21 protein-coding genes are annotated in these 22,023 nt (G+C 68.6%); 11 read left to right on the top strand and 10 right to left on the bottom strand.

From position 1 onward, the window contains the following. Positions 1–24: 24 nt before the first annotated feature. Positions 25–525, bottom strand: coding sequence for an N-acetyltransferase family protein (locus tag ACQY76_RS17195; protein WP_428029928.1), 501 nt, complete (start codon positions 523–525; stop codon positions 25–27). Further along, positions 522–2,015: an Asp-tRNA(Asn)/Glu-tRNA(Gln) amidotransferase subunit GatB gene (gatB, locus tag ACQY76_RS17190; protein ID WP_428029927.1), complete on the bottom strand. Its 1,494-nt coding sequence runs from the start codon at positions 2,013–2,015 to the stop codon at positions 522–524. Before gatB ends, ACQY76_RS17195 begins: the two co-directional genes overlap by 4 nt. A gap of 350 nt (positions 2,016–2,365) precedes the next feature. On the opposite strand from gatB, the gene ACQY76_RS17185 reads away from it, so the two are divergent. Both ACQY76_RS17185 and ACQY76_RS17180 read left to right on the top strand, forming a co-directional pair. After that, on the top strand, positions 2,366–4,060 hold the full coding sequence (locus tag ACQY76_RS17185) for an L-lactate permease (RefSeq protein ID WP_428029926.1): 1,695 nt from the start codon (positions 2,366–2,368) through the stop codon (positions 4,058–4,060). A 100-nt stretch (positions 4,061–4,160) separates the two neighbouring features. After that, positions 4,161–4,472, top strand: a complete 312-nt coding sequence (locus ACQY76_RS17180) for a DUF6455 family protein (protein WP_428029925.1) — start codon at positions 4,161–4,163, stop codon at positions 4,470–4,472. A gap of 15 nt (positions 4,473–4,487) precedes the next feature. On the opposite strand, the gene ACQY76_RS17175 is transcribed toward ACQY76_RS17180, so the two are convergent. From ACQY76_RS17175 to ACQY76_RS17155, 5 genes are all read right to left on the bottom strand, one after another. Next, entirely contained in the window at positions 4,488–4,781 is a 294-nt protein-coding gene (locus ACQY76_RS17175) for a chorismate mutase (RefSeq protein ID WP_428029924.1), read from the bottom strand. A gap of 4 nt (positions 4,782–4,785) precedes the next feature. Continuing rightward, the gene (gene gatA, locus ACQY76_RS17170) at positions 4,786–6,282 is read right to left on the bottom strand and encodes an Asp-tRNA(Asn)/Glu-tRNA(Gln) amidotransferase subunit GatA (protein ID WP_428029923.1); all 1,497 of its coding nucleotides are present in this window, start codon (positions 6,280–6,282) and stop codon (positions 4,786–4,788) included. Positions 6,283–6,287: 5 nt separating this feature from the next. After that, positions 6,288–6,575: an Asp-tRNA(Asn)/Glu-tRNA(Gln) amidotransferase subunit GatC gene (gene gatC, locus ACQY76_RS17165; protein WP_428029922.1), complete on the bottom strand. Its 288-nt coding sequence runs from the start codon at positions 6,573–6,575 to the stop codon at positions 6,288–6,290. Between the two features lie 150 nt (positions 6,576–6,725). Continuing rightward, the gene (locus tag ACQY76_RS17160) at positions 6,726–7,028 is read right to left on the bottom strand and encodes a hypothetical protein (protein ID WP_428029921.1); all 303 of its coding nucleotides are present in this window, start codon (positions 7,026–7,028) and stop codon (positions 6,726–6,728) included. Positions 7,029–7,053: 25 nt separating this feature from the next. Further along, positions 7,054–7,380 carry a hypothetical protein gene (locus tag ACQY76_RS17155; RefSeq protein ID WP_428029920.1) on the bottom strand — a complete coding sequence of 109 codons (327 nt, stop codon included), beginning with the start codon at positions 7,378–7,380 and terminating at the stop codon, positions 7,054–7,056. Between the two features lie 113 nt (positions 7,381–7,493). Between ACQY76_RS17155 and ACQY76_RS17150 the strand changes: the two genes are divergently transcribed. Further along, positions 7,494–8,408 carry a hypothetical protein gene (locus ACQY76_RS17150; RefSeq protein ID WP_428029919.1) on the top strand — a complete coding sequence of 305 codons (915 nt, stop codon included), beginning with the start codon at positions 7,494–7,496 and terminating at the stop codon, positions 8,406–8,408. Between the two features lie 6 nt (positions 8,409–8,414). Here ACQY76_RS17150 and ACQY76_RS17145 read toward each other — a convergent pair whose 3' ends face one another. Then, the gene (locus tag ACQY76_RS17145) at positions 8,415–9,119 is read right to left on the bottom strand and encodes a metal-dependent hydrolase (protein ID WP_428033040.1); all 705 of its coding nucleotides are present in this window, start codon (positions 9,117–9,119) and stop codon (positions 8,415–8,417) included. 165 nt (positions 9,120–9,284) lie between these two features. On the opposite strand from ACQY76_RS17145, the gene ruvX reads away from it, so the two are divergent. The 6 genes from ruvX (at position 9,285) to dprA (ending at position 14,833) form a co-directional block, all read left to right on the top strand. Next, positions 9,285–9,767: a Holliday junction resolvase RuvX gene (ruvX, locus tag ACQY76_RS17140; RefSeq protein WP_428029918.1), complete on the top strand. Its 483-nt coding sequence runs from the start codon at positions 9,285–9,287 to the stop codon at positions 9,765–9,767. Positions 9,768–9,791: 24 nt separating this feature from the next. After that, positions 9,792–10,724: an AEC family transporter gene (locus ACQY76_RS17135; protein ID WP_428029917.1), complete on the top strand. Its 933-nt coding sequence runs from the start codon at positions 9,792–9,794 to the stop codon at positions 10,722–10,724. A gap of 70 nt (positions 10,725–10,794) precedes the next feature. Continuing rightward, entirely contained in the window at positions 10,795–11,760 is a 966-nt protein-coding gene (locus ACQY76_RS17130) for an aspartate carbamoyltransferase catalytic subunit (RefSeq protein WP_428029916.1), read from the top strand. Next, positions 11,753–13,048: a dihydroorotase gene (locus ACQY76_RS17125; protein WP_428029915.1), complete on the top strand. Its 1,296-nt coding sequence runs from the start codon at positions 11,753–11,755 to the stop codon at positions 13,046–13,048. The genes ACQY76_RS17130 and ACQY76_RS17125 overlap by 8 nt, the downstream gene beginning before the upstream one ends. Positions 13,049–13,111: 63 nt before the next feature. Then, on the top strand, positions 13,112–13,717 hold the full coding sequence (gene plsY / locus ACQY76_RS17120) for a glycerol-3-phosphate 1-O-acyltransferase PlsY (RefSeq protein WP_428029914.1): 606 nt from the start codon (positions 13,112–13,114) through the stop codon (positions 13,715–13,717). 3 nt (positions 13,718–13,720) lie between these two features. After that, complete coding sequence (dprA, locus tag ACQY76_RS17115) at positions 13,721–14,833, top strand: DNA-processing protein DprA (protein WP_428029913.1); 1,113 nt, start codon at positions 13,721–13,723, stop codon at positions 14,831–14,833. A 9-nt stretch (positions 14,834–14,842) separates the two neighbouring features. Here dprA and ACQY76_RS17110 read toward each other — a convergent pair whose 3' ends face one another. Continuing rightward, entirely contained in the window at positions 14,843–15,040 is a 198-nt protein-coding gene (locus ACQY76_RS17110; protein ID WP_428029912.1) for a hypothetical protein, read from the bottom strand. Positions 15,041–15,330: 290 nt separating this feature from the next. Between ACQY76_RS17110 and topA the strand changes: the two genes are divergently transcribed. Beyond that, entirely contained in the window at positions 15,331–18,000 is a 2,670-nt protein-coding gene (gene topA / locus ACQY76_RS17105) for a type I DNA topoisomerase (RefSeq protein WP_428029911.1), read from the top strand. A gap of 24 nt (positions 18,001–18,024) precedes the next feature. On the opposite strand, the gene ACQY76_RS17100 is transcribed toward topA, so the two are convergent. Then, on the bottom strand, positions 18,025–19,503 hold the full coding sequence (locus ACQY76_RS17100; RefSeq protein WP_428029910.1) for an MDR family MFS transporter: 1,479 nt from the start codon (positions 19,501–19,503) through the stop codon (positions 18,025–18,027). A gap of 267 nt (positions 19,504–19,770) precedes the next feature. Here ACQY76_RS17100 and rnr point away from each other — a divergent pair, with 267 nt between their 5' ends. Then, entirely contained in the window at positions 19,771–22,011 is a 2,241-nt protein-coding gene (gene rnr / locus ACQY76_RS17095) for a ribonuclease R (RefSeq protein WP_428029909.1), read from the top strand. Positions 22,012–22,023: the final 12 nt, after the last annotated feature.

The following is a 22,023-nucleotide window of genomic DNA, read 5'->3' as shown; positions in this document are numbered from 1 at the left end:
GCCGGCCCCCCGCCCGGGCGCTTCTCAGCCGTGCCCGGCGAGGTCGATCTTGAAGCCGTCGAGGCGCTTCTCGAAGCCGGCCCGTTCATAGAAGCGGTGCGCGTCATGCCGCTGCTTGTTGGAGGCAAGCTGCAGCGAGCCGGCGCCCCGGCGGCGCGCCTCGGCAATGGCGAAGTCCATCATTGCCCGGCCGACGCCCTTGCCGCGCACCTCCGGGTCGACCTGCACCGCCTCGGCGTGGGCGAGCAGCGTGCCGTGGCGCAGCAGCGCGCGGAAGAACACCAGCTGGAAGGTGCCGACCACGCGGCCGTCGAGCCGCGCGACATAGAGCGTCGCGCGCGGATCGGTGGCGATCTCATCGAAGGCGCGCTCATACTCGGGAAACGCGGCGGGCTCCGTGCTGTCACGCACGCCCAGCAGCGTCTCGCGCGCGAGAATCGAGACGATGGCCGGCAGATCGGCGCGGGTGGCGGGCGCGACGATGACGGCGCCCGCCGCAGGGGCGCCGGACGCGGTGCCGCTCATATCCCCAGCTTGGCCTTGAGCAGGTCGTTGACCACCTGCGGCGCGGCCTTGCCGCCGGTCTGCTTCATCACCTGGCCGACGAACCAGCCGAGCATGGTCGGCTTGGCGAGCACCTGCGCCACCTTGTCGGGGTTGGCGGCGATGATGGCGTCGACCGCCGCCTCGATAGCGCCGGTATCCGTCACCTGTTTCATGCCGCGCGCCTCGACGATCACGCGGGGGTCCCCGTCCTTGTCCTCGGCGATGATGATCGCCAGCACGTCCTTGGCGATCTTGCCGGAGATGGTGCCGTCGGCGATGAGGTCGACCAGGCCGGCGATCTGCACCGGGGTGATATGGGTCTCGTACACCGACAGGCCGGAGGCATTGGCGAAGGCCGACACGTCGCCCATGATCCAGTTGGCCACCGCCTTGGCGTCGCGGGCCGTGCCGCCATGGGCCACCGCTGCTTCGTAGAAGTCGGCGGTCTCCTTCTCGGCCACCAGCACGTCCGCATCATAGGCGGAGAGGCCATAGGCGGAGACGAAGCGCGCCTTTTTCTCATCCGGCAGTTCCGGCAGATGCGCCTTCAGCTCGGCGACGAAGGCGTCGTCGAATTCCAGCGGCAGCAAATCCGGGTCGGGGAAATAGCGGTAGTCATGCGCTTCTTCCTTCGAGCGCATGGAGCGCGTCTCGCCCTTGCCGGGGTCGAACAGGCGGGTTTCCTGGTCGATCGTGCCGCCATCCTCGATGATGCCGATCTGCCGGCGTGCCTCGGTCTCGATCGCCTGGCCGATGAAGCGGATGGAGTTGACGTTCTTGATCTCGCAGCGCGTGCCGAAATCATCGCCCGGCTTGCGCACCGAGACGTTCACGTCGGCGCGCAGCGAGCCCTTCTCCATGTCGCCGTCGCAGGTGCCGAGATAGCGCAGAATGGTGCGCAGCTTGGTCACATAGGCCTTGGCTTCCTCGGAGGAGCGCAGATCCGGCTTGGAGACGATCTCCATCAGCGCCACGCCGGAGCGGTTGAGGTCGACCAGCGACAGCGTGGGGTGCTGGTCGTGGATCGACTTGCCGGCGTCCTGCTCCAGATGCAGCCGCTCGATGCCGACCTCGATCGGCCCGTCCGAGGTGTCGACCAGCACGATGCCCTCGCCGACGATGGGGTCCTTGAACTGGCTGATCTGGTAGCCCTGCGGCAGGTCGGGGTAGAAATAGTTCTTGCGGTCGAACACCGAGCGCTTGTTGATCTGCGCCTTCAGGCCGAGGCCGGTGCGCACGGCCTGCTTCACGCATTCGGCGTTGATGACAGGCAGCATGCCCGGCATCGCCGCATCCACCAGCGAGACATGGCTGTTGGGCTCGCCGCCGAATTCGGTCGAAGCGCCGGAGAACAGCTTGGAATTGGACGTGACCTGGGCATGGATTTCCATGCCGACCACGATCTCCCAATCGCCAGTGGCACCCTTGATGAGCTTCTTCGGGTCGGCGGGACGGGAATGCATGTTCATCGGACGGACCTGTTCTGGCGTGCGTCGGCACGAAAGCGCGGGAGTGGCAGTTCCCTACTCCGCTCTCGCCCGTCCTGACAACCTTCTCCCGCATCCGCACCGCTCGCCGGGCGAAGAACGGGCGCCACCCGCGGCGATGTGAACGCGCCGGGCGACAAATCCGCCCAACCCGACCTTTGGACGGGGCGACAGGGAGGCTCACGCGAGGTAATCCTGCAGTCAGCGCCATTCTGGTCAGAAAATATTACCAGTCGGCGTGCTCCCGGGAGGAGCGCTTCGCAACAGTCAACGTCGCCATCTCCGCAACCGGCTCCCGCGGAAAAGGCAGGCGACAAGGAGGGAAGAAACGGATGTCAACGGGTTTGCTCGCACTGCTTGCCTTCCTGCCGATCCTGTCGGCAGGCGTATTGCTCATCGGATTCCGTATCGCCGCGCGCATCGTGATGCCCATCACCTATGCGATGGCGGTGGTCATCGCCCTCGTCTTCTGGGGCGTCAGCGCCAACCGGGTCATGGCCTCCACCCTGCAGGGCCTGCTGCAGACCGCCGGCCTGCTCTGGATCATCTTCGGCGCCATCCTGCTGCTGAATACGCTCAAGCATTCGGGCGCCATCTCCACGATCCGCGCCGGCTTCACCTCGATCAGCCCGGACCGGCGCATCCAGGTCATCCTCATCGCCTGGCTGTTCGGCTCCTTCATCGAGGGCGCTTCGGGCTTCGGCACCCCCGCCGCCGTCGCCGCGCCGCTGATGGTGGCGGTCGGCTTCCCGGCGATGGCCGCCGTGGTGTTCGGCATGATGATCCAGTCGACGCCGGTGTCCTTCGGCGCCGTCGGCACCCCGCTGATCGTCGGCGTGCAGACCGGCCTCGATCAGGCGGCGATTACCGCGCAACTCACCGAGGCCGGCTCTTCCTGGGCCATCTTCTTCCACCTCATCACCACGGAGGTGGCGGTCATCCACGCCATCTGCGGCACGCTGATGCCGCTGTTCCTCATCATGGTGATGACCCGCTTCTTCGGCCGCAACAAATCCTGGACCGAGGGCCTTTCGGCCGCCCCCTTCGCCATTCTCGGCGCCTTCGCCATGACGGTGCCCTATGTACTGGCGGCCACCTTCCTCGGCGCGGAATTCCCCTCGTTGCTCGGCGGCCTGATCGGCCTCGGGGTGATGACCCTCGCGGCCCGCTCCGGCTTTCTGGTGCCCAAGCAATCCTGGGACTTCGCGCCGCCCTCCGAATGGCCGAAGGAATGGTTCGGCCAGCTCGACATCACGCTCGACAGCCTGGCGAAGCGCACCATCCCGCTCGCCCTCGCCTGGGCGCCCTATGTGCTGCTGGCGGTCGTGCTGGTGGTCAGCCGCACCATGCCCGACATCGGCAACGCGCTGAAGTCGGCGACCTTGGCGTTCTCAGATCTGCTCGGCGAACAGGGCATCAATGGCGACTTCCCGCTGCTGTTCTCGCCGGGCGGGCTGCTCGTCATCATCTGCCTCATCACGGTGCTGCTGCATCGCATGACGCTGGCCGGCTTCGGTGCCGCCGTGCGCGAGAGCAGCGGCACGCTGATCGGTGCCGGCTTCGTGCTGATCTTCACCGTGCCGATGGTGCGGGTGATGATCAATTCCGGCGTCAACGCCAATGGGCTGGACAGCATGCCGGTGCTGGTCGCCGAGTGGGTGTCGGAACAGGTCGGCGCGGTCTACCCGGTCTTCGCCCCCACCATCGGCGCGCTGGGTGCCTTCCTCGCCGGCTCGAACACGGTCAGCAATCTCATGCTGAGCCAGTTCCAGTTCTCGGTGGCGCAGGGCCTCGGCATTTCGTCGGCGCTGATGGTGGCAGGCCAGTCGGTCGGCGCCGCCGCCGGCAACATGATCGCCATCCACAACGTGGTCGCGGCCTCGGCGACGGTCGGCCTGCTCGGGCGCGAAGGGGCGACGCTGCGCATCACCATCCTGCCGACGATCTACTATCTGATCGTCGCCGGCACGCTGCTGCTGGTCGGCTTCTACGCCGTCGGCCTCAGTGACCCGCTGGTCGGCCGGTAAGGCGAACGGCGGGGGCCCGGGTGGGCCCGGCCGCTCCTTTGCGACAGATCAAGGCCGGCGCGGTCGCGCGCCGGCACTCTCCCCCAAAGGGAGAACCGCCATGAATGTCGACACGATTGACGAGCGCCTCGCGCTGTTTCGGGCGATGGCCGAACAGGCCGGCGTCGACCTCGCGACGCTCTCTGCCCAGGCGCCGCAAGAATTGCGCGCCGCCGCCCAGCGCTGCCTCGGCTGCCGCGACGCCCCCGACTGCCACCGCTGGCTGGAAGCCCGCGACGCGACGGCGCCGGTCCCCGGCTTCTGCCGAAATGCCGGGCAGTTCGATGTGTGGAGAGAGGAAACCGCGGCACAGCAGGAGGCTGCGGCAGAGCAGGGAGCGGGGCAAGCGATGCGCCGCGCCGCCGCCGAGTAGACCCTTGCGGCCGGCTTAGCCGAGCCGCTCATTCTCATAGGCGATGACCCACGCGATCAGTTCGCGCCAGAGCTTCTCGACCAGTTCGGGCGGCACGCCCTTGGTCTCGGCCTCGGCGCTCACCTTGTCGATCACGTCCTCCACCCGCTCGGGCAGGAAGGCGGCAAGCCCTTCCACCTTCTTCACGGCGATGACGTGTTTCACCACCTCGAAGCGGCGGGCGAGCAGTTCGACGATCTGGGCATCGATGGCGTCGATCTCCGCCCGGAAGGGCGCGAGCGAGCGCTCATTCGAGGGCAGGCTCGGCATCGCCTCACTCCCACCAGCGGTCGGTGACCTCGAAGCGGCCGGCGGCCTCCTCGATCACCTGGCCGAGCGAAAACAGGCTCTCCTCGCCGAAGGGGCGGCCGATGAGCTGCAGGCCGAGCGGCAGCCCCTCGGAGGAGAGCCCGGCCGGCACCGCGATGCCCGGCAGGCCGGCCATGTTCAGCGTCACGGTGAACACGTCCTGCAGATACATCTCCACCGGGTCGGCGCCCGACTTCTCGCCGATGCCGAAGGCCGGCGAGGGCGTGGCCGGCGCCAGCACGGCGTCGATCCCCTCGGCAAAGACGGTCTCGAAGTCGCGCTTGATCAGCGTGCGTACCTTCTGCGCCTTGAGGTAATAGGCGTCGTAATAGCCGGCCGAGAGCACATAGGTGCCGACCATGATGCGGCGGCGCACTTCATCGCCGAAGCCGGCGGCGCGCGTCTTCTCGTACATGTCGACGATATCGCGCCCGGCGACCCGCTCGCCATAGCGCACGCCGTCATAGCGCGCGAGGTTGGAGGACGCCTCGGCCAGCGCGACGATGTAGTAGGAGGGCAGCGCATATTTGGTGTGCGGCAGGCTGATCTCGACGATCTCGGCGCCGGCGGCGCGCAGCATGTCCGCGCCCTTGTCCCACAGCGCGGCGATCTCCGGCGACATGCCGTCGACGCGGTACTCGCGGGGAATGCCGATGCGCTTGCCCTTCACCGAGGCGCCCACAGCCGCCTCATAGTCGGGAACGGCCATGTCGACGCTGGTGGAATCCTTCGCGTCATGGCCGGCCATGGAGCGCAGCAGCAGCGCGGCGTCGTTCACCGAGCGGGCGATCGGTCCGGCCTGGTCGAGCGAGGAGGCGTAGGCGACGACGCCCCAGCGCGAGCAGCGGCCATAGGTCGGCTTGATGCCCACCGTACCGGTGAAGGCCGCCGGCTGGCGGATCGAGCCGCCGGTGTCGGTGCCCGCCGCCCCGGCGCAGATATGCGCCGCCACCGCCGCTGCCGAGCCGCCGGAGGAGCCACCCGGCACCAGCTTCTGGGAAGAGCCGTTGCGCCGCCACGGATTCACCGCCGGCCCGAAGGCACTCGATTCGGTGGACGAGCCCATGGCGAACTCGTCCTGGTTCAGCTTGCCCAGCAGGACGGCGCCGTCCTTCCACAGGCGGGAGGTGACGGTCGATTCATAGGGCGGGATGAAGTCCTTGAGGATGTTCGAGCAGGCCGTGGTGCGCACGCCCTCGGTGGCGAACATGTCCTTGATGCCGAGCGGAATGCCCTCCAGCGGCCCGGCCTCGCCGGCGGCGAAGCGCGCATCGCTGGCCTTGGCCATCTCCAGCGCCTTTTCCGGCGTCGCCAGAACATAGGCGTTGAGCGCGCCGGCCGCCTCGATGGCGTCGAGATAGGCCTGCGTCAGCTCGGTGGCGGTGAAATGACCCTGGCTCAACCCTTCATGGGCGGCCGTGACGGTGAGGCGGGTAAGCTCGCCGGGGGTGGATGCGCTCATGGGGCTCACTCCACCACTTTCGGAACGGCAAAGAAACCGTCCTCGCTCGCCGGCGCGTTGGCGAGCACGCGCGAGGCATAGAAGCCGTCGCTCACCGCGTCCTCGCGCAGCGGCAAGGTCATCGGAATAACGCTGGTCATGGGCTCTACGCCGGCCGTATCCACCTCGCCGAGCTGCTCCACGAAGGCGAGGATGGCGTTGAGCTCGCCCTGGAGGTGCGCCACCTCGTCCTCGGTCACGGCGATGCGCGCCAGATGCGCCACCCGCCGGACCGTCGCCTGATCGACCGACATCCGAATTCCCAATCCACTGAAACCGATGCGCGCCCTATAGCAGGCAGGCACCGCGCCCCGCAACGCGCGGCGCTACGCTCCACAATCGATGACGGGTTTCGGATGCCGGTCGGCGAGCCGCGCCGGCCGTACCCAGGCCGGCCGGCTTGCTCAGGAGCGCGCCTGCTCCAGGCATTGGCCGGCCGCTTCCGCATTGCTGCGCGCGCTGCCGCGGTCGATCTGGCCCGACATGGCCAGCGACTTGGTGGTGTCGGTGACGAGGGTGCGCAGGTCGCCGGTGTTGCCGGCGGCGATCACCGCCGAATAGATCGCCTTGCCGTCGGCATTGAGCGAGGCGGCGCAGGCATTGCCGGCGGCCTGGTCGGCGCGGGCGGCGGTGCCGGCCAGCAGCACGAGCGCGGCGCAGGCAGCCGTGGACAGCCCGCGGGCGCGGACGATGGAACGAAGCATCATGACAGTCTCCATGGTAAGGTCGAACTCAACGCACGCCCGCGCGGTTCACGCCGCCGTTCACATTGACGCCGGGACCGGGCCGTGCGACGGCGCGTGCATTGACATTGGCGCCGGCGGTGCAGCCGGCCGGAAAGCCAGGGCGCGTGCAGTAGACGGCCGCCCGTGCCGCGGGCGCGGCATAGGGAGTGGCGCGAACCACGCATCCGACCGGAATGCCCGGGCCGGTGCAATAGATGACGGCTGCGTCGGCGGGGGTCGAACTGCCCACGGCGAGAGCGACCAGCAAACCGCCGCAGAGCGCGGCCGGCACGAGGCGGCGCGCCGACGGGAAGAGGTGAGAATGGAAGCTCATAATGATCATGTCCTTGTCGGGATACCCCTAGGGGAGCCGGACGCCACATTGGGCGAATTGTAGCGCTCAGCAATGTCGATTATTGGTCGTAACCTAGGGATACGGGGACAAGCATGTCTGCGCGCGATTCAGCTACGGTTCGAATCGATGCCTCCGACACACTCCGGTTCAATGCGCTGATGCCCGGCGAATTGCAGGAACGTGCCCGGATGCGCGCCCGGCCGGATTTTCCCTGGGTCGCCCGGCAGGCAGCCATCACTCTCAGTGAAGCCTATCGCGGCAACCTGCTGCTCACGCGGCTGCTCAACGACCGGGGCCGGGTGGCGCTCGCCCTGCTGATGCTGGACATGCATTTCGAGCAGCCCGACGCGCCCGGCCTCACCACCGGCCGGCTGAAGGCCGAGGCCGTGGCGCTCGACATCTGCAGCCCCGGCCGGGTGGGCGCCATTCTCGCCGCCTTCCGGCTGTTCGGGCTGGTGGCTCCGGCGCCGGATCTCGACGGGCGGCGCCGGCGCCTTGTCGTCACGGAGCGGCTGCTGGCGATCCACCGCGAGCGCTGGCGGACCATCCTGCAGAGCCTCGCCCTCGTCCTGCCCGAGGAAGGGGAGCGCGGCCTGCACCATATCGAAGATCCGGCCTTCCTCGCCGCCTTCGTCCACGCTCTGCTGGAGCCGATGCGGGCCGGCTGGCGCCCCGCCTTCGACGTTCCCGCCATTGCCCATTTCGCCGACCGGGACGGCGGCATGCTGATCGCCTTCGCCCTGTTCGGCACCGGGCCGACCGGCCAGCCGCTGTCGATCTCCCAGCTGGCGCGCTCGTTCCGCATCTCCCGCTCCCACGTCGTCGGCATCGTGCAGAACGCAGCCGAGGCCGGCCTCGTGCGGCGAGTCGATGAACAGGGCAGCCGGGGGCCCGGGGTGCTGCCGCAGCCGGCGCTCACCGAGGCGCTGGAGGCGTTCGTCGCACTGGTGCTGGTGCGTCAGGCGGTTGCCGTGCGCCGCGGACTGGCGGCCATCGGCGTCGCCTGACCCGGATCAGAGCCGGGACAAGGCCACCGGCACGCCCTTCTCCGGCACCACCACCGTTGCTTCTTCCCCCACCAGCGAGACGAAACGCTCGGCGCCGGGCTCCAGCAGGCCGAAGGTCGCATAATGCGCGGGAATGATGGTGAGGCCGCCGAGATAGCGGGACACCGCGATCGCCGCCAGTTCGGGGCCCATGGTGAAGCGGTCGCCGATCGGCACGATCACCACGTCCGGCTTGTGCAGCTCGGCGATCAGGCCCATGTCGGAAAAAATGTCGGTATCGCCCATGTGCCAGACGGTCGGCTCGCCCGGGGCCTTGACGATGATGCCGTTGGCATTGCCGAGATAGACGGTCTTGCCCTCTTCCATCATGCCGGAAGAGTGGTCGGCCCGCACCATGCTGACGGTGAACCCGTCGCAATGCACCGTGCCGCCGGTGTTCATCGGCTCGAGCTTGGCGACGCCCTGCTGGCCCAGCCAGCCGGCGAGGTCGGCATTGGCGGCCACCGTCGCCTCGTTGGCCTGCGCGATGGCGACCGTGTCGCCCACATGGTCGCCATGGCCATGGGTGAGCAGCACATAAGAGACATCCGCGATGGCCGCGCCGAAATCGCCGGTGAAGGCGGGGTTGCCGGTGAGAAACGGATCGATCAGCACCGAGGTGCCCGCGAAGTCGAGCCGAAACGCCGCATGGCCGAACCAGGTGATATTCATCGCCATTCCTCATTCGTGGCAGGGGACGCAGAAAACAGACGCGGAAAACAGACGCGGGGAACATAGGGCACCCAAGCCCCGACACAAGCATGCCGAGACACGCGGCGGCTCGCGGGCGCGGCGGCCATGGTGTCCGCGCGGCGGTCATGCTAGGCGAGCGCGGTCATGGTCGCCCCCATCCTCACCGTCACCGACGCCGCCCCGCTCCTGCCGATTCGCGGCGGGCTGATCGGGCTCGATCTTGGCACCAAGACCATCGGCGTCGCGAGTTCCGATCCCGACCGGCGGCTCGCCGCCCCGGTGGAGACCATTGCCCGCAAGCAGTTCACCCCCGATGCCGCCCGCATTCTCGCGCTGGGCACGGCGCGCGGGGCGATCGGCATCGTCATCGGCCTGCCGGTGAACATGGACGGCAGCGAGGGGCCGCGCGCGCAATCCTCCCGCGCCTTTGCCCGCAATCTTGCCCGCCTCACCGAATTGCCGATCATCCTGTGGGACGAGCGCCTCTCCACCGCCGCCGTCGAGCGCGACATGATCGCCATGGACATGAGCCGGGCGCGGCGTGCCGAGGTGGTGGACCAGCAGGCCGCCGCTTTCATCCTGCAGGGCGCGCTCGACCGGCTGCGCTTCATCGCCGGCAACGGCTGATTTTCTCGATGGAGCGGGGCTGACATGTCCGCTGTGCTCGGCGCGCTGGTGCCGGTCTTCCTCACCATCGCCCTCGGTGCCGTGCTCAAGCGCGGGCTTCTGCCCGAAGCCTCGCACTGGATCGCGCTGGAGAGGCTGACCTATTTCATCCTGTTCCCCGCCTTGCTGGTAGTGAGCATCGCGCGGGCGGATCTCGGCGAAGTCGCCGTCATGGAGGTGTCGACGGCGCTGCTCGGCGCCATCGGTCTCATCGGCCTCCTCATCGCCCTCACCCGCCACCGGATCTCCCGCGCCTTCGGTCTCAACGGCCCGAGCTACACCTCGGTCTTCCAGGGCGCGCTGCGCTGGAACACCTATATCGCCCTCGCCGTCTCGGGTTCGCTCGCCGGGCCGCGCGGGCTGGCGGTCGCCGCCGTCGGCCTCGCGGTGATGATCCCGGTGCTGAACACGCTCAGCGTCATCGTGCTGGCGCGGCACGGCGAGAATGGCGGCGCGAGCAACCGCTTGCTGCTGCTTCAGATTGCGCGCAACCCGTTCATCTGGTCCTGCGCCGCCGGCGCGCTGATCAACGCCCTGCACCTGCCAATCCCGCCGGTGCTGATGACCTTCGGCGACATTCTCGGCCGCTCCTCGCTGGCGCTTGGCCTGCTGGTCGTCGGCGCCGGCCTGCGACTGGAGGACCTGCGCTCGCCAAACGCGGCCACCTGGTTCGCCAGCCTCGTGAAGCTGGCGATTCTCCCCGGCGTCGCGGTGGCGATCGGCCTCGCGATGGGCCTGCGCGACGTCGACCTGCTCATCGTCGCGGTGGGCGCCTCCGTCCCCTCCGCCCCGAACGGCTACGTGCTGGCGCGGCAGATGGGCGGGGACGCGCCGCTGCTGGCGGAAATCCTTACCGTTCAGACACTTCTGGCCGCCGTGACCATGCCTCTCGTCATCGCCGCGGTCGCACTTCTGTGAGGGAAAGTCGCCCCGGCGCGCTTAGGGGCTTGCGGCAGGCGCTCAACGCCTCTATCCAGCCGACTTCGATATGACATCGAACCCGAACGCCAGCTTCACCCTCCAGCGCCGCCACCTGCTCGGCATCGAGGGTCTGTCGCCCGACGAGATCGTCGGCCTTCTCGACCTCGCCGAAGAGTTCGTGCTTCTCAACCGCCAGGTCGAGAAGAAACGCGCGACGCTACGCGGGCGCACCCAGATCAACCTGTTCTTCGAGGCCTCGACCCGCACGCAGGCCTCGTTCGAGATCGCCGGCAAGCGCCTCGGCGCCGACGTGATGAACATGTCGGTCAGCACCTCCTCGGTGAAGAAGGGCGAGACGCTCATCGACACGGCGGCAACGCTCAACGCCATGCACCCCGACGTGCTGATCGTGCGCCACAGCGCCTCCGGGGCGGTGGAACTGCTCGCCCGCAAGGTCGACTGCGCCGTGGTGAATGCCGGGGACGGCGCCCATGAGCACCCGACCCAGGCGCTGCTCGACGCCCTCACCATCCGCCGCAACAAGGGCCGCATCCAGGGACTCACCGTCGCCATCTGCGGCGACATCACCCATTCACGCGTCGCCCGCTCCAACATCCTGCTGTTGCAGGCGCTCGGCGCGCAGGTGCGGGTCGTCGCGCCCCCGACGCTGCTGCCCAAGGGTATCGAGCGCTTCGGCGTCTCGGTGCATGGCGACATGCGCAGCGGGCTGGCCGATGTCGATATCGTCATGATGCTGCGCCTCCAGCGCGAGCGCATGAACGGCTCCTACGTGCCTTCGGTAAAAGAATATTTCCACTTCTGGGGGCTGGATGAAGCCAAGCTGCGCTTCGCCAAGCCGGACGCGCTGGTGATGCATCCCGGCCCGATGAATCGCGGCGTCGAGATCGATTCGGCGGTCGCCGACGGTGCCCAGTCGCTCATCCGCGAACAGGTCGAGATGGGGGTCGCCGTCCGCATGGCGGTGCTGGATGCGCTGTCGCGAACGCTACCGGGGAATTTGCCCAATGCATGAGCCCCGCCCCACCTTGCTCTCCAAGGCGCGCATCCTCGACCCCTCGCGCGATCTCGACACCCATGGCGACATCCTGATCGCCGACGGCGTGATCAAGGACATCGCCCCGAACCTGTCCGCCGGCCTGCCAGCCGATACCGAAATCGTCGACTGCCGCCGTCTGGTCGCCGTGCCCGGCCTTGTCGACATGCGCGCCTTCATCGGCGAGCCGGGCGCCGAGCACCGCGAGACGCTGGCCTCCGCCAGCCAGGCGGCGGCGGCGGGCGGCGTCACCACCATCATCTGCCAGCCCGACACCGACCCGGTGATCGACGACCCCGCCATTGTCGACTTCATCCTGCGCCGGGCGCGCGACACCGCCATCGTCCATGTCCATCCCATGGCCGCCCTCACCAAGGGTCTCGAAGGGCGGGAGATGACCGAGATTGGCCTGCTCGCCGAAGCAGGCGCGGTCGCCTTCACCGATGGCACCCGCTCCCTCGCCTCGGCGCAGGTGCTGCGCCGCGCGCTGACCTATGGCCGCGATTTCGGCGCGCTCATCGTCCATCACACCCAGGATGCGAGCCTCGCCGGCGAAGGCGTTATGAATGAAGGCGAACTCGCCTCGCGCCTCGGTCTCGCCGGCCTGTCCAGGGCCGCCGAGACCATCATCTTCGAGCGCGACGTCCGCCTCGCGGCCATCACCGGCGGCCGCTACCACGCGGCCTCGCTCACCTGCGCGGATTCACTTGAGGTGCTGCGACGCGCCCGGGATGCCGGTATCGACATCACCGCCTCGGCCTCCATCAACCACCTGACGCTCAACGAGCGCGACGTGGTCGGCTACCGCACCTTCTTCAAGCTGACGCCGCCGCTGCGCGCCGAGGATGACCGCATCGCCCTCGTCGAGGCGGTGGCCGAGGGGCTGATCGACATCATCGTGTCGGACCACAATCCGCAGGATGTCGAGGTCAAGCGGCTGCCCTTCTCCGAGGCGGCGTTCGGCGCGGTCGGGCTGGAGACCATGCTCCCCGCCGGCCTGCGCCTCGTCACCTCGGGGGCGCTCGACCTCATGACGCTGATCCGCGCCATGTCGACCCGGCCGGCGGAACGGCTCGGCTTGCAGGGTGGCACTCTGCGGCCGGGCGCCCGGGCCGACATCGCTCTCCTCGCGCTGGACGACGCGTGGATACTGGACGCGCAGACGCTGAAGTCGCGCTGCCGCAACACGCCCTTCGACGAGGCCCGCTTCGAGGGCCGCGTCGTGCGCACGCTGGTCGCTGGCCGCACGGTATATGAATACGTGTGACCAAGTGGCCGGCGCCGGCGCGCCCGTCTGTGCATTCCCCCGGAAGTCTGTAAGGTCGCTGGCATGAGCTGGTCGCTGCCCCCCCTGTCGAGCCTTCTGGCGCTGCTGCTGGGCTACGCCCTCGGCTCGATTCCGTTCGGGCTGGTCATCACCCGTCTGGCGGGGACCCAGGACATTCGCAGCATCGGCTCCGGCAATATCGGCGCCACCAATGTGCTGCGCACCGGTCGCAAGGGTCTCGCCGCCGCAACGCTGCTGGGCGACGCGCTGAAGGGCACGCTCGCCGTGCTGCTGGCCGGCTGGCTGCTCGGGCCGGAGGCTGGTCTGGCGGCGGCGCTCGGCGCCTTTCTCGGCCATCTCTTCCCGGTCTGGCTCGGTTTCAAGGGCGGCAAGGGTGTCGCGACCTTCCTGGGCGTGACCATCGCACTGGCCTGGCCCGCCGCGCTGGTCTTCGTCGTCGCCTGGCTCGCGGTCGCCTTCGTCTCGCGTTATTCCTCCCTCGCCGCGCTGGCAGCGAGCGTGGCCACCGTGCTGGCGGCGTTTTTCTACGGCACGGTGCAGATCGGCGCCTTGCTCGCCGTTCTCGCCGTCCTGCTCTGGTTCATGCACCGTGCCAACATCCAGCGCCTGCTGGCGGGCACGGAAGGCCGCATCGGCAAAAAGGGATAGGTCGTGGGCGGGCACGGCGTTCATCTCGATCCGGGACAGCGCCGCGACTGGCTCCGCCTGATACGCGCCGAGAATGTCGGCCCGCGCGCCTTCCGAAGCCTGATCAACCGTTTTGGAGGCGCGGCGGCAGCGCTTGAGGCGCTACCCGACCTTGCCCGGCGCGGCGGCGGCCTTTTGGCCCCGCGCGTTCCGACAATCGCCGAGGCGGAAGCCGAGATCGCGGCCCTGGCTCGTCTGGGGGGCCGTTTCATCGCCCTGGGCGAGCCCGAATATCCGAGCCTTCTGCGCGAGATCGACGACGCGCCGCCGCTGCTGGCGCTGCGCGGCCGGGCCGAACTGCTGGACCGCCCGACGGTGGCCATTGTCGGCGCGCGCAATGCGTCCGGCGCCGGCCGCACCATCACCTCCCGCCTGGCACGCGGCCTCGGCGCGGCCGGCTGGGTGGTCGCCTCCGGGCTCGCGCGCGGCATCGATGCCGCCGCCCACGAGGCAAGCCTCGCCACCGGCACCGTCGCGGTCATCGCCGGCGGGCATGATCGTCCCTACCCTCGCGAGAACGAGGCGCTGATGGCGCGCATCGCGCAGGAGGGCGTCGTGCTCTCCGAAATGCCCATGGGCTGGGAGCCCCGGGCGCGCGACTTTCCGCGCCGCAACCGGCTCGTTTCCGGCATGTCGCTCGGTGTGGTGGTGGTGGAGGCGGCAGAGCGTTCCGGCTCCCTGATCACCGCCCGCCTCGCCGGCGAACAGGGGCGCGAGGTTCTCGCCGTGCCGGGATCGCCGCTCGACCCGCGCGCCGGCGGCACCAACGCGCTCATCAAGCAGGGGGCCGCGCTGGTGACGGGGACAGAGGACGTGCTGGAGGTTCTCGCCGCCCTGCGCGACCGGCGGCCGATCATCGTCGAAGAGGATCCCGCGGAGGCGATGGAAGCGCCCGAGCCTAGCGACGACAGCCGCGCCCGGCTGCTGACGCTGCTCGGCCCCTCGCCCTTGCCGGTGGACGAACTGGTCGTCCTGTCCGGCGCCAGCGTGAGCGAGGTGCAGATCCTGCTGCTCGAACTGGAGCTGGCCGGACGGCTGGAGCGGCACCGCAATGGCAGCGTCTCCCTCCTCGTCTAGATGGCCGGATCAGGCGCTCTGGCCACGCTTGGGCGGGGTGTGCTCGGCCCGCGCCACCGAATGGGCCTCGTCACGTGCCATCTCCAGCAGGAAGCGCAGCACGTCGAGCCGGTTGCTGGCCGCCATGGTCGCCAGTTCGTCGGCAAGCGTGGCGATATACTCGGCGGCGTCCTGCAAGGGCACACGCTGGCGGTCTTCATCGGTCACGTCGGGCGTCCGTTGCTGATGGGCTGTGGGTGAAGCGTAGCATAGCCGCCACGCCAGTCACGATCATTGATTGTGCATGTTAATTTAATACAACCCTTGACTGCATTGGGGCCTTTGGCTTCGCATTTTCCGCGTTCACCGACCGTAAAACACCCTGCGGCAAGGCCTGCGTGCCGCCGTAACCATCATGATCGGCGGCACGCGTCCTGCTTGCCATTTGACACGCCGGGGCGCCTACCCCATTTTCCCGGCCTCTTCGGGCTTGCCCCATTAACGGACGTAGCGAACACATGCAGGTCGTCATCGTCGAATCGCCTGCGAAGGCCAAGACGATCAACAAATATCTCGGACCGGGCTACGAGGTTTATGCCTCGTACGGACACGTGCGCGACCTTCCGGCCAAGGACGGCTCCGTCGATCCCGAAGATGACTTCCGCATGCTGTGGGATGTCGACCCCAAGGCGCAGAAGCGGCTATCGGATATCGCCAAGGCGGTGAAGGGGGCGGACGGCCTGATCCTCGCCACCGATCCGGATCGCGAGGGCGAAGCGATCTCATGGCACGTGCTCGAAGTGCTGAAGGAAAAGCGCGCGCTGAAGGACCAGCCGGTCTCGCGCGTGGTGTTCAACGCCATCACCAAGCAGTCGGTGCTGGATGCGATGAAGCATCCGCGCATCATCGACGCGGCGCTCGTCGATGCCTATCTCGCCCGCCGCGCGCTGGACTACCTCGTCGGCTTCACCCTGTCGCCGGTGCTCTGGCGCAAGCTGCCCGGTGCCCGCTCGGCCGGCCGCGTGCAGTCGGTCGCGCTGCGCCTCGTCTGCGACCGCGAGCGCGAGATCGAGACCTTTATCCGCCGCGAATACTGGTCGATCGCCGCCCAGCTGGCCACGCCGCGGCAGGAGACCTTCGAGGCCCGCCTCGTCGGCGCCGATGGCAAGAAGATCACCCGGCTGGATGTCGGCACCGAGGCCGAGGCGATGGATTTCCGCGCCGCGCTGGAGAAGGCCGACTACAAGGTGCGCTCGGTCGAGGCCAAGCCGGCCCGCCGCCACCCCTACCCGCCCTTCACCACCTCGACGCTGCAGCAGGAAGCCAGCCGCAAGCTCGGCTTCGCGCCGGCGATCACCATGCGCATCGCGCAGCGGCTCTATGAGGGCATCGATATCGGCGGCGAGACCGTTGGCCTCATCACCTATATGCGGACCGACGGCGTCGACATGGCGCCGGAAGCCGTCGCCGGCGCCCGCTCCGTCATCGCCCGCGAATATGGCGACCGTTACGTCCCGGCAGCGCCGCGCAAATACACCGCCAAGGCGAAGAACGCGCAGGAAGCCCATGAGGCGATCCGCCCGACCGAGCTCTCGCGCCTGCCAAAGGATGTGGTTCGCCAGCTAGAACCCGACCAGGCGAAGCTCTACGAGTTGATCTGGCTGCGCACCATCGCCAGCCAGATGGAATCGGCCGAGCTGGAGCGCACCACGGTCGACATCGACGCGAAGGCGGGTGGCCGGGCGCTGGAGATGCGCGCCACCGGCACCGTCATCAAGTTCGACGGCTTCCTCACCCTGTATCGCGAAGGCAGCGACGACGACGAGGAAGACGAGGAGAGCCGCCGCCTGCCGGCCATGTCCTCGGGCGAGGCACTGGCCAATAAGGGCATCAAGGCCGACCAACACTTCACCGAGCCGCCGCCCCGCTATTCGGAAGCCTCGCTGGTCAAGCGCATGGAAGAGCTCGGCATCGGCCGTCCCTCGACCTATGCCTCCGTGCTCGCCGTGCTGCGCGACCGGGAATATGTGAAGCTCGACAAGCGCCGGCTGGTGCCGGAAGACAAGGGACGGCTGGTCACCGCCTTCCTGGAGAGCTTCTTCGACCGCTACGTCGAATACGACTTCACCGCCGATCTCGAAGAGAAGCTCGACCGCATCTCCAATGGCGAGCTGCAGTGGAAGGACGTGCTGCGGGACTTCTGGCGCGACTTCATGGCCGCCGTCGGCGAGACCAAGGAACTGCGCGTCTCCGATGTCATCACCGCGCTCGACGGCATGCTGACCGCGCACATCTTCCCGCCCAAGGAAGACGGCTCGGACCCGCGCATCTGCCCGACCTGCGGCACCGGCCGGCTGTCGCTGAAGGTCGGCAAGTTCGGCGCCTTCATCGGCTGCTCGAACTATCCCGAGTGCAAGTACACCCGCCCGCTGGCGGCGCAGGGCGGTGACGACGAGAATGGCGGCGAGGCCAACGGCACCCGCGTGCTCGGCACCGATCCGGCCTCGGGGATGGAAGTGACGATACGCGGCGGGCGCTTCGGCACCTATCTGCAGCTCGGCGAGGGCAAGGACGGCGAGAAGCCCAAGCGCTCCAGCCTGCCCAAGGGGCTCGCCCCCGCCGATGTCGACCTCGACACCGCGCTGTCGCTGCTCTCCCTGCCGCGCGAGATCGGCCGTCATCCGGAAAGCGGCGAGCCCATCCTCGCCGGCATCGGTCGTTTCGGGCCCTATGTCCAGCACGGCAAGACCTACGCCAATATCGAGGCGGATGACGACATTCTGGCCATCGGCCTCAATCGCGCGGTGGCGCTGATCGCCGACAAGCAGAACAAGGGTCCGGGCCGGCGCGGCGCGGTCGGCGGGCGCGAGCTCGGCGAGCATCCCACGCTGGGCGGGCCGATCACGGTGCGTCCGGGACGGTTCGGCGCCTATGTGAACCATGGCAAGGTCAATGCCACGCTGCCCAAGAGCATCGAGCAGGACGCGGTGACGCTGGAACAGGCAGTGGAACTCATCACCGCCAAAGCCGGGACGATGCCGGCCAAGCCGGCACGCCGGGCGCCGGCCAAGGCGGCTTCCGACAAGCCCGCCGCGTCCAAGTCGACGGCCAAGTCGACGGCCAAGAAGCCGGCAGCGAAGAAACCTGCGGCGAAGAAGGCAGCGGTCAAGAAAGCGGCTGGCGCCTGAGCGCCGGCTGCCCGCGCCGTCGGATCACTCCGGCAGCGGCGCGGGCGAATGGCCGGAGCGCAGCGGGCGCTCCTCCATCGCGATCATCATGACGAGTGACGCCGCCAGAGAGGCCGCCGCGGCCACGAACACCCAGCGGAACGCGCCAGCGAGCGGCACCACCTGCGCGCGGCCTTCCAGCAGCCGCTCCAGCAGCGCGCTGCTCTCGATACCGGACAGCCCGATGACGAGGGCGCCGAAGCCGGCGGTAAGCACCGCGGCGCCAAGCGAGCGAAACAGGTTCACCACGCCGGTCGCGGTGCCCATCTGCGGCAGCGGCACGGCGTTCTGGATCGCCACGGTGGACACCGGCAGCACCGTGCCGAGCCCCATTCCCGCCACGCCCATGGCGGCGGCAACCCACCAGATCGACAGCCCGATCGGCCACACCGCAAGAATGCCCAGCGCGGCGATGCTGGCGATCAGCCCCAAGATCGGCAGTCGCTTGTAATGGGTGAAGTGCCCCATCACCCGCCCCGCGCCGGTGGCTCCGACAACCACGCCGGCCATGAGCGGAATGAGCGCCACGCCCGATTCCGACGCCGTCAGCCCCATGACGCCTTCGAGATAGAGCGGCATCTGGATCGACAGCCCCACCAGCGTGCCCATGGCGAAGGCCGCCGAGGGAACGCCGGTGCGCACCACCTGATTGGACAGCACCGTCAGCGGCACCAGAGGCTCGCTGGCGGTGGCGACGCGGAAGGCGAAGCCGATCCACAGCAGCACGGCCAGCGCCAGTAGGCCGAAGATTGGCAACGACAACCAGTGGAAATACGTGCCGCCCCAGCTCAGCGCCATGAGAAGCGCGACCGTGCCCGCGCACATCAGCAGGGCGCCGAGAATATCGAGGCGGTGCGGATGATGGTGCGCCGGCAGGCGCCGCAGCGCCCGGTCGCTCATCGCGGCCGCCACGAGGCCGAGCGGGACGTTGATCCAGAAGATGAGCGACCAGTGCAGGTGCTCGGCGAAGAACCCGCCGAGGATCGGTCCCGCAATGCTCGAGGTGATGAAGACGATGGCGAAATAGCCCTGGTAGCGCCCGCGTTCACGCGGCGCGATCAGCAGTCCGATGATGGTCTGCGCCAGCGCGATCAGCCCGCCACCGCCCAGCCCCTGCACGGCGCGCGCCACGATCAGCCACGGCATGCTCTGCGCCATGGCGCACATCACCGATCCGGCCAGGAAAGTGCCGATCGCCACCAGCAGCACCGGCCGGGGGCCGTGAATATCCGCCAGCTTGCCCACGAGCGGGGTGATCGCGGTTCCGGTGAGGAGATAGGCGGTGACCACCCAGGAGAGATTCCCGAGGTCGCCGAAGCTCGCGCCGATGGTCGGCAGCGCGGTGGCGATGATGGTCTGGTCGAGGGCGCTGAGGAACATCGCGACCATAACGCCGATAACGATGACACGAATCTCGGCGTGGGACAGAGGCGTCTGAGTCGCCTCCGGCGTGCGGGCATCCATGGGAAGAATCCAGATCGGCGTCGTCTAACCGCCGCTAAAGGCCGGAAATTCCACCCATTGGGTGGCAATTGCAAGAGATGTCCTCCATCTCACGCATGGTCAGCCGGCCGAGCCGGTCGACGCGAGGCGTCGATCCCGCTAGCGTCGGCGTGGCTCTCCCACACGCGGTGAATCGTGCGTAAACCAATAAAATCCAAGGGGCGGAAGCCCGCCCGCCCTGCCCTGCCGCCCGGCCTTGCCAAGGGTCTGCCCGGTCGCGACGAATTGATGGCGTTCATCGCCTCGCAAGGCGGCGATGTCGGCAAGCGGGAGATTTCGCGCGCCTTCGGGCTCGATGGCGGGGACCGCATTGCCCTCAAGTCCCTGCTGCGCGAGCTTGCCGATGAGGGCCTGCTGGGCACGAAGCGTCGCAAGCTGCATCTGCCGGGCGCCCTGCCGGCGGTGGTGCTGTCGGAAATCGTCGAGCGCGACGAGGACGGCGAACTCATCGCCGCGCCGGTGGACTGGGACACGGAGGAGAACGGCGAGGCCCCGCGCATTCTGGTGCGGCTCGCCCGGCGCGGCCGTGTCGCCGGCCCGGCCCCCACTGTTGGCGACCGGGTGCTGTTGAAGACCGAGGAGATTCCCGAGGCCGATGGGCGCATCCGCCACAATGGCGTCGTGCTGAAGCTGATCGAGAAGTCGCGGGCGCTGACGCTCGGCATCTTCCGCCGCGATGCGCAGGGTGGCGGCCGGCTCATTCCCATCGACAAGCGCAATATGGGCCGGGAGCTTGCCATCCCCGCCGATTTCGCCGGCGATGCCGAGGAAGGCGACCTTGTCTCGGTCGAGATCGTGCGCCACCACGCCTATGGGCTGCCCACCGCCAAGGTGAAGGAGCGGCTCGGCTCGGTCTCCACCGAGAAGGCCATCAGCCTCATCGCCATCCACGCCCACGGCATTCCCAGCGTCTTCCGCCGCGAGGCACTGGCCGAGGCGGAAGCCGCCAAGCCCGCCACCCTGGCCGGGCGCGAGGACTGGCGCGACCTGCCGCTTGTCACCATCGACCCGCCCGACGCCAAGGACCATGACGACGCAGTGCACGCGACGCCGGATCTCGACCCGGACAATGAGGGCGGGTTCATCCTCACCGTCGCCATTGCCGACGTCGCCGCCTATATCCGCCCGGGCACCGCGCTCGACCGCGAGGCGCTGGCGCGCGGCAATTCGGTGTATTTCCCCGACCGCGTGGTGCCGATGCTGCCGGAGCGCATCTCCAACGACCTGTGCTCGCTGCGCCCGCTGGAGGACCGGCCGGCGCTGGCGGTGCGCATGGTGGTGGGTGCCAATGGCCGCAAGAAGCGCCACAGCTTCCACCGCATCATGATGCGTTCCGCCGCCAAGCTCGCCTATGCGCAGGCGCAGGCGGCGATCGACGGCCGGCAGGACGATCTCACCGACCCGCTGCTGGAGGGCGTGCTGCGCCCGCTCTGGGCCGCCTATGGCGCGGTGAAGAAGGCCCGCGATGCCCGTGCGCCACTCGACCTCGACCTGCCCGAGCGCAAGATCCTGCTGAAGCCCGACGGCACGGTGGACAAGGTGATCGTGCCCGAGCGGCTCGACGCGCACCGGCTGATCGAGGAGTTCATGATCCTCGCCAATGTCGCCGCCGCCGAGACGCTGGAGGAGAAGCACGTCCCGCTCATCTACCGCGTGCACGACCAGCCCTCGCTGGAGAAGATGTCGAGCCTGCGCGAATTCCTGCAGACGCTGGACATCAAGCTGCCGAAAAGCGAGGCCGTCCGCCCGGCGCAGTTCAACGATATTCTCGCCCGTGTCGCAGGCTCGGAACTGGCGCCGCTGGTCAACCAGGTGATCCTGCGCAGCCAGGCGCAGGCGGAATATGCCAACGACAATTACGGCCATTTCGGCCTGCACCTGCGCCGCTACGCGCATTTCACCTCGCCGATCCGCCGCTATGCCGACCTCATCGTGCACCGGGCACTGGTGCGCGCGCTCGGCCTCGGCCGCGACGGGCTGCCGGAGGCGGTGACGCCCGAACAGCTCGCCGAGATCGCCGCCCGCATCTCCGCCAGCGAGCGCCGGGCGATGGCGGCGGAACGCGAGACCATCGACCGGCTGATCGCCCACCACATGGCGGTGCAGATCGGCGCCACCTTCCGGGCGCGCATTTCCGGCGTCACCAAGGCGGGGCTCTTCGTCGCCCTCGACGACACCGGCGCGGACGGATTCATCCCCGCCGTGACGCTCGGGCAGGACTATTACCGCTATGACGAGGTGCGCCACGCGCTGATCGGCGAGCGCACCGGCGAGATGCACCGGCTGGGCGACCGCGTCGAAGTGAAGCTCGTGGAAGCGGCACCGGTGGCTGGCGCGCTGCGGTTCGAGCTTATATCAGAGGGAACGCGCGTCCCCTTCGACAAGCGCCGCCCGGGAGGCGGCCGGGGACGCGGCGGACGGCCGGCCGAGCGCCCCACGGGCCCGAGGCGCATCGGCAAGCGCAAATAGCGCCGGGAGGCG

It is taken from the genome of Ancylobacter sp. (genome assembly GCF_965279025.1).
In the GTDB taxonomy this organism is placed as follows: domain Bacteria; phylum Pseudomonadota; class Alphaproteobacteria; order Rhizobiales; family Xanthobacteraceae; genus Ancylobacter.
This window is presented reverse-complemented; position numbering and strand designations above follow the sequence as displayed.